Raw genomic sequence first — 12,996 nt, 5'->3', positions numbered from 1 at the left:
CGGCGCAAAGTCCGCCTGCGCGGACTGTGAGTTCGAGCTTTGTGCGTATTCACCCACATCGGCGCGGTCGCCGCTCCAGGAGCGAATGAATTCGCGGCTGGAAAAGCACGAAGTCCACCTTCGTGGACTGTGGCGGCGGGTTCCGCGCGTCGGGCCCACGCCGATGCGCGCGTGAGCCGGGAGTGCGGCGTTCAGGCGCGAGTGCGCCGATGGGCGTGAGTGCGTGGAGTCAAGAATTGCCGCCGATCACGGCGTTACGCCGGATGGTCCGCCGGCACCAGTCGATCAGGCTTCGATGTGGCCTGAAATGCAGGTGATCGTCGGGCCGCCGACCCAGATGGTGCCGTCCGCGTCCCGCTCGATGCGCGGCCGGCCGGTGCGGCCCAGGCGCGTGCCCTGGCTGGCGGTGTACGGCGGCGCGGCGCGTCCCGTCTCCACCAGCCACTGCGCGACGGACGCGTTCAGGCTGCCGGTGACGGGGTCCTCGCGCATGGCGCCCTGGTCGTCGCTGAACACGGCGCGCACCTCGTACGCGCACTCCGCGCCCGGCGGGTACAGCCCCACGATGCCGATGTCGAGGCTGCCTTCGCCCGCGTATCCGGAAAAGTCCGGCTCCAGCGCGAGAAGGGCGTCGGCATCCTTCAGCAGCACGCCCACCCATCCCGGCCCGTTGTCCACCCACCGCGCCTCGATGATCTCGCCGCGGCTGATCCCCAGCACCCCGGCCACCAGCGCCACGAACGATTCCTCGACCGGGCCGGAGCGCAGCAGCGGCGGCGCGGCGAACGCCAGCCCGTGCTCGCCGCGCCGGATGGGCACCAGCCCCGCGCCGCACTCCTGCACGATGCGCCCGGGATTGTGCGGCGTGCCTCCGGCCGTGAGCCACGCGTGGCAGCTTCCGAGCGTGGGATGCCCCGCGAACGGCAGCTCGCGCACGAGCGAAAAGATGCGCACGCGGTAGTCGGCTTCCGGCGTGGTGGGCGGAAGCAGAAACGTGGTTTCCGACAGGTTCGTCCAACTGGAGATCCGCGCCATTTCCTCTGTGGAAAGCCCCTCGCCATCCAGCACCACCGCAAGCGGGTTCCCCAGAAACGGCGTCGGCGAAAACACGTCCACCTGCTGGTATCGGCGAATCATCTCTCAGCCCTCGGTGGTCGGAAGTTGGATGTCGATGGAGGAGGAGGCAGTCGGATCACGCTACCGCATGCACTGGCTCCTGATTGCCGTGCAGGCGGCATCACTCGTTTCCTGTCAGCGCCGATCCCAAGTCCCGCACCGTGAGGTCGACCCAGCGGAGCATCCGATCCACCTCCGTGGCCGGGTTCTGCAACTGGCTCAACCACAGCTTGAGCTTCGCGATCCGCACCAGCCCTTCCGCAATCAGCACACGGACAAATGCGCGGTCCTTGTCGCGGAACGCCACCAGCTTGCTCGCGGCAAGGTCGTGCGCCTCAATGCACCGGCCCTCCATCTGATTGGTTCCCGCGTTCCGCAGGGAGACGGTGCGCGCCTCCCATCCTCTGGGCAGGCAGGCCGCGTCGATGGTAAGCCCGTGCACGTAAAAGCCATGCGTGCGATGGAAGTGCGAATCTTCTCCGAGCGCGGCATCGATGCGATCCGCGGCTTCCGGATCGCCCGAGCCCGGCGCGATGTCGGCTTCAAGCGACTGGCGCAGATCGGCGGGTGCGTCCGGGTACTGTCCAAGGATCGATTGCGATCCAAAGACGATGACCACCTCCTCGCGCGTGACGTCGCACGCGGCGCGGATGGCGTGCTCCAGTTCGCTTCGCGTCATCCGGTGGCCGCCTTTCTCATCAGGTCACGCTCGCGGTCTGTAAGTACGGGGATGAACGGGTTGCTCTGCCGCAGGCGAACGGCGCGCTCCCCCGGGCTCAGCAGCAGGTGCTGAATGCGCGGGATGGACGAGCTTTCCAGCACGTGCAGCCAATCGTCCAGTTCCGCGGCCTCCCGCGGAGACGCCACGTGCAGGCGGTGGACGAGCCAGTTGCGCGCGCGCTTTGGCAGCGACGGGTCGCGGTTCAGCTGGTCAGCGATCCACGCCGCCGAGAGCGCCGCCTGGTGATCACGATCGGCGTGGGTCGCGCGCTTCGGCCCGGCGGTCTGGTGCGCGTCCGCCGATCCATCAATAAAAGTCAGGGGATGAGGACCGAAGACCGGCGTTGCGCCTTGCATCACCGCATGCTCCGCAGGGCTGGCAGTCGCGAGGTCTGCCTCAGTCGTCGCCCGCACCTCGATGGTGGTGTCGTAGCGCGATCCCAGTTCGCCGATCGCGCCCTGGATGGCGGAAGCAAGTTCAGGAAGATCGCGCGCGGCACCGAGCACCGACAGCCGCAGCGGCGCGCCCGGCTCGTCCGGCGCCTCGCTTTCCACGATCCATGCGGCGCGCGGCGTTGAGGACAGGCTGCCGAGCAAGGAACGCAGTTCACCGTGAAGTGCGTCCGTGCGCAGAGTTTCCGCCAGGAACAGCGTCCGCAGCGCGGGCGCGAGCGGGTGGCCGTGCCGGAACCCGAAGCTCTGCCGCGTTCCGGCGCCAACCGCTTCCACGATCCCGCTGCGCTGAAGCTTTGCGACCGCGGCGGACGTGCCGGGAAGCGAGAGGCCGGCGCGCTCCGCGATGGTGGTACGCGCCATCGGCGAATCCGCTCGGCAGAGTTCACGCAGCACGCGCACGTTGGCCTCCGTCCCCAGAATCTCGTTCAGCGGGGCGGTGAAGTGCGATTGCGGGATTCTAGGGTTGCGCATGGGAACCGGAGCAGGTGCTGAATTATACACTACAATATTAATTGTATCTTATTCTTGGATTCCGGCCAGTCCGGAGTTTACCCCTGAAAGCGCGCCGCGCGGGTTGCGGCGGATGGGTTGCGCGCGCACGTTGCGGAATGTCGCTCCTCAGATCATCCCGGCCGCGGGCGGATGCACGTTCGCGGGCGCGGGAACGACACCCATCCACCGGAAGAGGTGCACAGTGGCAGAGCCGACATCCATGTCCGACGCGGAACGCGCAAAGCTGGAGCAGCGGCGCGACCGTCTGATGAAGCTGATGAAGGAAGGCGGCGATGAGATGGAGGCCGACGACCGCGCCGACCTCACCCAGGAATGGAACCGCATCGACAGCCTGCTCAACCGCCGCTGACCACGCCCGGTCCCGTCTTCGCGGCAGATGAGGTGCCGGGACGCGGGCGGCGGAACAAAGGCGCGGAGCAGGTCGCGGCAGAAAAGGGCCGTACACGACATCCACGTGTGCGGCCCTTTTCTCGTGCTCCGGCGCCGCTTCCGGCTTCCTCGAAGCCGCGGAAGCAGCGGCGCGGGCGCGCGTTGGACGGCGTTGCCCGGTCCACTTTCCATCCCTTGCTCCGGGAAACATGTGTTGGCTTAATCTTCGGATTTTGTTCGGTTAGGTTCTGATCAGCCGGGCACGCCCGTGTCGCGGCGGCGGGGCACTTCATCCGGAGAAAAGACCATGGCCGACGTGTATGGAACCCTGTTCGACGACGGCGGGGCCGTGTTCAACGTCCTGCACACGGACTTTGGCGCGGACAGCACCGGGGCGACGGATTCCACGCTCGCGCTGCAGGCCGCGATCGACGCGGCGAGCGCCGTCACGGCCACCAATCCGCGGGGCGGCGGCACCGTGCTCGTCCCCGCCGGGACCTACCTGGTGGGCAACCCGTCGGGCGACGGCGTGACGTACGAGTCCATCCGCATACGGTCGCGGGTGCGCTTTCATCTGGCGTCCGGGGCCACGCTGCTGGCGGCTCCCATTCCGTTTGCCCCCACGGACCGTGACCGCGCCGTCATCGAAACGCGCCAGGGCGACGACGACGTGGTGATCGACGGCGGCGGGACGGTGGACGGCCAGCGCGTGCTGAACCCCGACGGCCGGTTCATCGGCATCCGGATCTGGAGCTCGCGCCGGGCGCGGGTGGCCGGGCTGCACGTGCGCAACATGGCCGCCAACCCCGGCACGCCCAGCAACCCCGCCGGAAACGGCGGCGACGGCGTGCAGATCGGGCTGGAAGGCCGCCTCTCCGGCCAGTACGAGGCGGAAGACGTGATGATCGAGGGCGTGACGGTGGATGGCGTGGACCGCAGCGCCTTTGCCGTCATCTACGGAAAGAACGTCAGCTTCATCGGGTGCGTGGCGCGCAACACCGGCAACGGTACGCACAACAACCCCGGCTCCGGTCTGGACGTCGAGCCCGACGCCGGACCGTGGGTGGCGCGGGACATCCGGGTGATCGGGTGCCACTTCGAGAACAACAACCTGGGCGTCACCCTTTCCGCCAAGGCGCAGCACGTGACGGTGCAGGGATGCACCTTTCGCGGGCACCGCTGGGCCGCGGTGGCCACCAACGGCCGGGGCGTGCTGGTGCAGGGCAACACCATCTTTCTGGAGCGCAACCAGGGCATTCACGTTCACGGCGGGCTCAGCGGCGGCGCGCTGGTGCAGGCCAGCGCGCGCGTCATCGGCAACTCGGTCATCGGCTCGCTGAATGAAAACGAGCGCAACGGCATTCTGATCGACAACTCCACCGACGTGGAGGTGATCGGCAACGAGTTCCGCACCATCCACGGCGCCGCCGTCAACCTTCAGCAGACGCCGGCCGGGGGCGCGGTGGGGAACCTGGAGCGTGTGGTGATCCTGGCCAACAGCATGGTGGACTGCGTGGATCCGTCGCGCACCACCGGGGTCATCCGCCTTCAGTCGGATCCGGCGAACGGGCACCTGCTGCGTGACGTGACCATCGCGCTCAACACCATCTACGACTCGCGCACCGCACCGGCCAACGCGGACCTGGCCATCAGCGTCACCACGGCGACCACGGACGCCGAGCGGGCGACGATCCGTGTCTTTGAGAACATTGTCCGCGGCGTGGCCGCGCTGGGCGCCCCGCGCACCCAGTTCGTAGTGCCCGCCACCATCCCCGCCCAGACCATTCCCGCCAACGGGGTGCAGGATGTGGTGGTGACCGTTCCCGATCTGGGCCTGACGGACCAGGTGAGCCTGAACCCGGTGGGCGGCAGCGGCTTTGGCAACCGCATCGTCGCCACGGTGTTTCCCCTGGCGGCGGACCAGCTGCGCCTGCGGCTGCTGAACACCGACCCCATCAACGCCGTCAGCGTTCCCGCGCGAGACGTGCGGGTGCTCGTCACCAAGAGCTGATACGCGCCCTGAAAAGTGCGTGCATGTTTCTTCTGGCTTCCCTGAAGCAAGCATGCACGGATTGTCTCCGGTGCGATGAGACGCGTGGGCGGATGGATGAAAAACGGCACCCGGCAGAACTCGCCGGGTGCCGTTTTGTTTCGTCCGATCGCGCTCGCCTACCGCGCGGCGGCCGGGGCGGCGGGGCGGGGAGCATCGAGGGCCGGCGGCTGGTCGGCCTTCAGCCAGCGCTCCAGGAACGCGAAGTTGTTGCGGCTGATGAGCAGCGAGCTGGGCCAGTCGTACGCCGCGCCGTGGCGGCCCGGCGGATACAGCCGGAAGTCCACATCCTTGCCCAGCGACGTGAGCCGCGTCAGCAGCTGCATGGTGTGCTGCGGGTGCACGTTGTCATCCAGCAGCGAGTGCACCAGCAGCAGGTGCCCGCGCAGCCGGTCGGCGTGCTCCACCGCCGAGCTGGCCCGGTACCCCGTCAGGTTGTCGGCCAGCAGACCCATGTACCGCTCGGTATAGATGGAGTCGTACAGGCGCCAGTCCGTTACCGCGGAGTTGGCGATCCCCACGGGGAACAGCTCCGGATACAGCTCCATGGCCATCAACGTTGCGTATCCGCCGTAGCTGGTGCCCATGATGGCCACGCGGCCGGCGTCCACGTACGGCAGCGAGGCCAGGTGGCGCGCCGTCTCGGCAAAATCCTGCGCCTCGTACCTGCCCAGGTCGCCGTACACCACCTTCATGAACGCGCTGCCGTAGTTGTTGCTGGCGCGGTTGTTCACGCCCACCACGATGTAGCCCTGCTGCGCCAGCCACTGCGTCCACCCGCTGGCCTGGAACTCGTTGTACACCTGCTGCGAGCCCGGCCCGCCGTAGATGGCGAACACCACCGGGTACTTCTTCGCCGGATCAAACGGCACCGGGCGCACCATCGATCCATCCAGCCGCACGCCGTCGGACGTGGTGAACGAAAAGATCTCCGGCGTGGAGTACTCGTGCGCCGCCAGCCACTGCGCCACCTGCGCGTTTGCCTCCATCGTCCGCACCTTGCCGCGGGCCGTGCTCCACAGCTCCACCTGCCGCGGCTGGCGCAGGTTGCTGTAACGGTCGATGAAGTACGCCGCGTCCGGCGACATGTCGATGGCGTGCCGTCCGGCTTCCTGCGTGATGCGCCGCGAGCCGCCGCCGTTGAAGCGCACCGCGTACAGCTGCCGCTCTACCGGCGAGGCCTGCGTGCCGGTGTAGTAGATGGTCTGCGTACGCGGGTCGATCCCCTCGATGCGCGTGACGCTCCACGGGCCGCGCGTCACCTGGTTGATGAGGCGGCCGGAGTAGTCGTAGCGATAGACGTGCTGAAACCCGTCGCGGTCGGAGATCCAGAAGAACTCCCGCGAGCCGGCGGGAAAGGTGATCATGTTCTCGACGCCGGCGTAGAAGTCGAACACGTCGATCCACGTGCGCGACGACTCGGTGAACACCTGCCGGCGCCCGCCCGTGTTCACGTCGAAAAAGAACAGCTTCATGGTGTTCTGCGCGCGGTTCAGCGTCATGACCGCGAGCGTGTCGGGGCTGCTGGTCCAGTAGATCCGGGGGATGTAGAAGTCGCCCGTTTCTCCCGTTTCCAGCCACACGCGTCCGCCACCGTCCGGCTGCACCACGCCGATGCGCACCCTGGCGTTGGGATCGCCCACGCGCGGATAGGCGATGCTGTCGTATTCCGAGTGCCAGCCGGACAGGTCGCTGAGCTGGGTGATGGGCTCGGCGCTTTCGTCCATCTGCCAGAAGGCGATATGGCGGGAGTCGGGCGACCACTTCCACGCCTGCGCCAGTCCGAACTCCTCCTCGTACACCCAGTCGAAGCGGCCGTTGTACACGCGGCCGGCGGCGTCGCGGGTCAGGCGGCGTTCGGCGCCGGTGGACAGTTCGGTGACGTACAGGTCGCCGCCGCGCTCAAACCCCAGCAGGGTGCCGCTGGGCGAAAGCTCCGCCGTGCCCGCGTCGCGCGTGGCCTGCTTGAGCGAGCGGTCCGCCAGGGAGTAGATGTAGTAGTCCGCGATCCCGGAGCGGCGGAAGATGGGGCGGTAGTTGGCCTGAAAGACCAGATTGCGCGAGTCGCGCGCCCACTGGAAGCTTTCGTACTCGAAAGGTTCGGTGCCGCCGGGAAAGGTGAGGCCCTCGGCGGAAAACAGGAGCGTGTCGCGGCCGGTGGCCGGGTCGTATCCGCGAATGACGTCCTTGCCGTCCGCGCCGCGGTCCAGGAACGAGAAGCGGCGCCCGCCCTCGATCCAGTTTACGCTGCGCGGTCCCGAGCGCCCGGACATGGCGGCGCCGGACTGCAGTGCCTGCTCCAGGGTGGCGAAGCGCTCCTTGCGCTGCGCCTGCAACGCCGCGGGAAGCGCGAGCAGGGCGGCCGCCAGGAGCCATCTACGATGTGTGATCATGGGCAGAAGAGCCGGGTGATGGGGGACGCGCGCCGGTGTGCGCGGCGGACGCGGACACCTGAAACAGCCGCCAGCAAACCTAGACGCGGCGCGGCGGAGGAGCAATCGGAGTTGCTGGATGTTGATGGCCAACAGGGCGGATCGGGATCGAGGCAGAATCTGAAGCGTGAGCCGGCTCGGAGGCCCCTCGCCCGGCCCCTCCCCGTGCAAACAGACGCACGGAGAGGGGAGAACTGCGGACTCGTGCGCTTCGCATGGTGTGGCTCGGCCGCGGGCACCCCTCTCCCCCCGGCCCCCTCTCCCGCAAGCGGGAGAGGGGGAGACCTCAGCGCGGGCACAACCTGCGGAAAGGACCGCCGTTCTTCTGCGTAGTTGAAGCCCCGACTCGTGGACGCGACAGCGGCCACGAGTCGGGGCTTACCGCTGTTTGAGCGGCGGATTCATTCGCTCAGGTGACTATGGGCCGCACGGTTCTTCGGGTCCGCGGACGGTCGCTCATTGCGCCGCACGGTTCTCTCGGTTCCGCGCGATGGCGGCTCATTGCGCCGCGATCCATCAGGTCCGCTCAGACCTTTACGCCACCGCGGGGGGCGTCAGTTCATAGATGCCGATGGAGCGTGGGGCATCATCCTCGCCCACGTTCCACTTGGAAAGCGCGATCCCCCATCCATCCTCCTGCAGCGTCTCCAGCAGCTTGAGGCCCGGCGCGCGGAACGGGTCGGAGAGCAGAACCCGTCCGCCGGGCGCCAGATTTCCCTCAAAGATGCTGCGCAGCGCACCGTGCAGCGTCTCGCCGTACAGCACGTCCGATCCCAGGATGTAATCGTACGTTTCCGCGTCGATCCACGCGGTCCAGTCCGCCAGGCGGTGCTCGATGTCCCCCACACCGTTCCGCTCGCCGTTGCGCCGGCAGATGGACATCGCCATTTCCTGCCCGTCCGTCTGCACCACACGTGCGCCCAGCGACGCGGCCACGATCCCCGGAAGTCCCGTTCCCGCCCCCAGTTCCAGCACGCGCGCGCCCCGCATCTGCTCCGCGCGGCTCGCCACCTCGTGTGCCAGCGCGATGGACGACGGCCAGAGCGCCACTCCGTACGGCAGCGTGCCGCGCAGTTCCTTGAAGAAGAACAGCTCGTCCTCGTGCGTCAGCATGGCGCCGGTGTGCGCGATGGCCCACTCGCGCCCGGCCAGCCGCAGCCGGTACTCCTGAAGCGTGAAGTCCCCCGCCGTGGTGCGCAGGACCTGCGGCTCAAACGTGGTGTTCATTCGTGGATATTTTTTCGGGGCGCAGTCTGCAAACGGCGTCTCACGCGGAGGCCGCGGGGGTCGCGGAGGTCGCGGAGGTCGCGGGGAGCGGCTTCATGCTCTCACCTCTGATCGCCGCATCTTTTCCGAAGATGAAGCCCTGCGCAGTTTCCTTTCCATCCGCGCAGCAGGTCGGAGTGCTGAATCAGATGTGTCGTGATCCGGTTGATGACGGAAGCCGGCCCACGCGAGGCGCGGGCCGGCGATGCATCTCGTGCGAACCGTCAGGGGTGGGCGAAAGGCGGTCGGCGTACACTCCCGCTGGTCAAAGCGGCGGTGCATCAAACGGCGAACGGTTGCGGGGGTGGTGCTCCGGCGCTCCACCGTGCGGACGCCACCCAGCAGTCGCACGGGAGGGCCGGCAAACAACCGCTGGTAGCGGTCGTGCGGCTCAAGTGGGACCACTGCCGCGCTCGGCTGGCCATCCTCGTGCTCAGAACCCGGCGGGCGACACCAGCCGTTGGGGGGGGTACGGGGCAAAGGTCCGGGAAACGGTGCGCAGCCGCGAAGGCAGGCGGACCCACTGCTCCTGGGTCAGAATTCCGCGCGTGATCTCCAGCCCTGAACGTCTGAGGCCGGTTGCCCGCCGGACGAGGTCCTGGAACAGTGGCTGTCTGAGCCCGGCGCCGCCCGGCCCAGTCGCCGCGACCTGAGCGGCGAGCGCGTCGAGGACCGGCCCCAGGCGTTCACCGATGGAATCCGCGGCACTCTGCAACGCCATCGCCTGCTGGGGACTGAGCCGCAGTTCGTCCGGCAGATTCCTTTTGAGCACCTCTCCGGGGATGTTGGGAAGCTGCTGCTCGATGTTCAGCCGGAGGTTCGCGGTCTCCAGCGCCGGATCCCGGCGCGCCGCCGCGATGGTCGCCTCACGGAACGATGCCAGAACCCGGTCGCTGCCCAGAACCACCCGGACCTGAAGGCTCACGGCCAGCGGCGCGCGGTTGAGCATGCTGGCGCCCGCTGGTTGGCCAAACCGCGAATTTACGTCGTAGCGGAAGGTGCGGCTCACGGGGTCGAATTCCCGCACCTGCAGGAGAACGTTGTCTGCGGCAAGCGGCTGCCCCCAACCGCGCAGCCCCGCCGATCCGTTGAGCAGGCGGTCCAGCCCCGCGGTGACGTTCCGGGCCGAAAGCCACAACGTCGTGCGCTTGTGCGATGACCCGTCTATCGTTCGGCCGAACTGCAGGCGCGCGTTCAGATCCAGGCTGGTGGACCAGGCCGTCCTGCAGCTGTTGTGGCCGGCAATCCGGCCGATCTGCCCCCGAAGACAGTCACGGACCCCGGCAGGAGCGCTGCCCAGCAGCGTCTCCATCCCTTCCGCTTCGCGTGATCGTTCCGTCGCCTGGCCGGGGTCAAACACGAAAGCTCTGTCGTTGTTCAGCCCATCCCCGTTTACATCTCCGCGTACCATGGGCGTAAACGGCCGGCCTGATGAAGCCCGGCCGATCAGCCCCACGCTCAGCCAGCCGGACATTCTCCACTCCGCAAACCCATTCAGCGCGTGGCGCGACGCGTAGGGGGCGGGCGCCCACTCTGCCTGAAATGGATCCGATGCCGTGCTCGAGTTTCCACGCCCCGGAACATCGAGCGGGCTGATGCTTTCCCGGGCAGCGGTCCAGGTGTACCCGGCCTCGGCGCGCCACGGCCCCATAAAGCCCAGCGGGCCAAAGAACCGGGAGGCCGTGGCGGTCATCTGCGCGGTTCGGGACCGCCCGCCGGCGCTGATCTCGCGCACCGTCCCGAACTCCGGGAAGCGGCGCGACGCGACAATGGACGCCACTCCGGTCGCCGGATCAACCGCTTCAACCGGAACGAACACCCTCCGCCCCTCCTCGGCGCCGTTGGTGAAGTATGCCTCGGATCGGAGATTACGGTCCACCGCGACCGGCTGCCGGAAGCCGCGGACCCAGCTTCCCGACGCGCTCCAGATCACGCCGTTCTGAAGCAGACCCTGCCCGTGGAGCGATGCGCGCCAAGCCCTCGGGAAGACGAACCCGCGACTGAACGTGGTTGCATGGGGCACAGCGCCGGCCAAGACCGACGAACCATCCGCGCAGCTGGAGGGCACCGAACCCGGGTTTGCGCGGTACGCATCCCACGCGGGGCTCGGTGCCGCTGGTCCCGCGCAGACGAGCTCGGCCGTGCCGGGTCTTCCCGTCTGCGTGAGCGCGGACCCGAGTGCCGCGAAGGGAAGCTCGCCGGAGAAGGCACCGATCCCGCCCTGGATATTGGTGCTTCCCTGTTCACCGCGGTCCCACGGCATGCGGCGCTCGATGGAAAAGCCCAGGCGGGGGCTGAAGATCCAGGCAGAGGGGATCTCCCCGGCGCGCCGGCCGAAGCGTGCTTCGATCCCGGGGTCGGCCGCTTCGCTGGAGAACGTCGTACGCTCCAGCCGGAATCCGTAGTCCAGATCGAAGGGGCCTGGCCGCCAGTGGTCATCCGCGTAGAAAGCAGTCCGGACGGCCGACGTTCGCCGCGGATCGGTCTCCAGCGAACGGATGTATGACGCTGGCCGCCCGACCTCCAGGTCCGACAGGCTCGCGAACGTGAACGTGCCCCGTGAAGGGCCGGCTTCCACCCGGTCCTCCTGTCCCCCCACTTCGCCTCCCAGGCGCAGCCGGTGCTCGCGGTTGGAGGTGACCGCGACGAACTGGTCCGAAATCGTCCAGCGCCGCTGTCGCGTGTCCCGAGGGTCGAACCCTCCTCCAGCGAACCGGAGTGTCACGAGCGATGTCTGGCCTTGTCCGTCTTCGGACGCGACGTTCACCAGTCCAGTCGGGGCACGGTCGGTCTCTGCCCAGCGTCTGGCCGTGCTCGCCACATGCACGTTCAGTTCATGGGCAAGCGTGCCTGAGCCGGAACTGAGTTGCGCGAGGATTCCGAACTCGGATCCGCGCATGTTGATTCCCGTTCCGGCTGCCGCGGCGGGCGAATTGGCTCCGGGAAAGCTGGACTGCTGTCCGTTGAACCGGAGCATCAGCGAGTGGCGGACCGAAAGAACCGCGTCGAGCCGAAGAAGCGCGGACGCGTATCCGCTGGTGGAAGTTCCCCCCTCCTGCTCCGGGCGGATCGTGCGGGTAACCTGCAGAAAGCGCCGGGCGCTGTCTGCGTCTATGCCCAGAAGGGCCAGGCCGGCGGGGTCCAGGGTGCCAAGGGATGAGTTGGGCTCTGCGGTTCTGCGCGTGGAGGCGGCGCCGAACACGAAGAGGCGGTCGCGCACGAGCGCACCGCCGCCACCGGCATCCATCCCCACGTGCGACATGCGGAGTTGAGGCCCGCTGCCTCCCAGCGTAAACCGCGGATCGCGGCGGTCTCCCCGCACCGTCGCTCCCCAGCGGTTTCCGGCGCGCTGCGTCCTGACTTCTACCTGGCCGCCCGTAAAACGCCCGCGTGCAACATCGTAGGTGTTGGTCACCACGTCTGCCGAGCGGATCGCCTCGCGCGGGACCGCCGCGTTTCCGAGGTCCGCCCCATCCATCGTGAGCCGGGTCTGATCGGGCGATTGGCCCGCAATGCTGAAACCCGTTCCCCCCTCCGCCGGCACCCGGCTCATCCCCACCTGGCGGTCGGTCGCGTCACTGAGGGGGTCGGTGCCCAGCGGCTCCGTTCTGAGTGTCACCCCCAGCCTCGACTGGTCCACGGACCCGGGGGTCCACTGCGTTGCTCCCGCCACGGTGAGCCGCGCAACCACGACCCGTACAGGCTCCAGCCCCACTGTCCGAACCGCGAGGATGAAGTCCGCTGTCACTCCCTCGCTCCCAGCGCCGGGATCCGCGATGACGCGCGTTGCCGGTTCATGGCCGGGGGCATCCACGGAAATCAGAAAATGGCCGGACGGAACGGGCAGCTGGACGCGGTAGCCGCCCAGGGTGTCGGTTTCCGCCGCGACCGTCACGCCGCCGTCGTTCGTGACCTGAACGCGCGCCACCCGTGCCGGCGTTCCATCCGGGCCGGAGAGTCTGCCTGCCAGCCACACCCGCCGTTGCCCGAGGGCAGGCGTGGAAAGGAGCACGAGAGCACAGACCAGCACGGCGCCCGCCCAGAACCGCGACAAGCGCCCCGGCACGTTCATCC

8 protein-coding genes are annotated in these 12,996 nt (G+C 68.1%); 2 read left to right on the top strand and 6 right to left on the bottom strand.

Features of this window, described 5'->3' with window-relative positions; all coding sequences use genetic code 11:
- Positions 1–285: 285 nt before the first annotated feature.
- From HNQ61_RS11890 to HNQ61_RS11880, 3 genes are all read right to left on the bottom strand, one after another.
- Positions 286–1,137: a PhzF family phenazine biosynthesis protein gene (locus HNQ61_RS11890; RefSeq protein ID WP_170033137.1), complete on the bottom strand. Its 852-nt coding sequence runs from the start codon at positions 1,135–1,137 to the stop codon at positions 286–288.
- 100 nt (positions 1,138–1,237) lie between these two features.
- Positions 1,238–1,795: a DUF6036 family nucleotidyltransferase gene (locus HNQ61_RS11885; protein ID WP_170033135.1), complete on the bottom strand. Its 558-nt coding sequence runs from the start codon at positions 1,793–1,795 to the stop codon at positions 1,238–1,240.
- Positions 1,792–2,763: a winged helix-turn-helix domain-containing protein gene (locus HNQ61_RS11880; protein WP_170033133.1), complete on the bottom strand. Its 972-nt coding sequence runs from the start codon at positions 2,761–2,763 to the stop codon at positions 1,792–1,794. The genes HNQ61_RS11885 and HNQ61_RS11880 overlap by 4 nt, the downstream gene beginning before the upstream one ends.
- Before the next feature lie 241 nt (positions 2,764–3,004).
- On the opposite strand from HNQ61_RS11880, the gene HNQ61_RS11875 reads away from it, so the two are divergent.
- Positions 3,005–3,154 (top strand): hypothetical protein, encoded by a 150-nt coding sequence (locus tag HNQ61_RS11875; RefSeq protein ID WP_170033131.1) that lies wholly within the window; start codon positions 3,005–3,007, stop codon positions 3,152–3,154.
- A 327-nt stretch (positions 3,155–3,481) separates the two neighbouring features.
- Complete coding sequence (locus HNQ61_RS11870; RefSeq protein WP_170033129.1) at positions 3,482–5,185, top strand: glycosyl hydrolase family 28-related protein; 1,704 nt, start codon at positions 3,482–3,484, stop codon at positions 5,183–5,185.
- 158 nt (positions 5,186–5,343) lie between these two features.
- Here the strand turns inward: HNQ61_RS11870 and HNQ61_RS11865 are convergent, their stop codons facing one another.
- The 3 genes from HNQ61_RS11865 to HNQ61_RS11855 all read right to left on the bottom strand — a co-directional run bounded on the left by HNQ61_RS11865 (position 5,344) and on the right by HNQ61_RS11855 (position 12,994).
- Positions 5,344–7,617, bottom strand: a complete 2,274-nt coding sequence (locus tag HNQ61_RS11865) for a S9 family peptidase (protein ID WP_205761306.1) — start codon at positions 7,615–7,617, stop codon at positions 5,344–5,346.
- A gap of 573 nt (positions 7,618–8,190) precedes the next feature.
- The gene (locus HNQ61_RS11860) at positions 8,191–8,883 is read right to left on the bottom strand and encodes a class I SAM-dependent methyltransferase (protein WP_170033127.1); all 693 of its coding nucleotides are present in this window, start codon (positions 8,881–8,883) and stop codon (positions 8,191–8,193) included.
- A gap of 472 nt (positions 8,884–9,355) precedes the next feature.
- On the bottom strand, positions 9,356–12,994 hold the full coding sequence (locus HNQ61_RS11855) for a TonB-dependent receptor (protein WP_170033125.1): 3,639 nt from the start codon (positions 12,992–12,994) through the stop codon (positions 9,356–9,358).
- Between the last annotated feature and the right edge of the window lie 2 nt (positions 12,995–12,996).

Origin of the sequence: Longimicrobium terrae, from assembly GCF_014202995.1 — a bacterium.
GTDB classification, from domain to species: Bacteria; Gemmatimonadota; Gemmatimonadetes; order Longimicrobiales; family Longimicrobiaceae; genus Longimicrobium; species Longimicrobium terrae.
The sequence above is the reverse complement of the archived record's forward strand: the minus strand, read 5'-3'. Positions and strand labels throughout refer to the sequence as shown.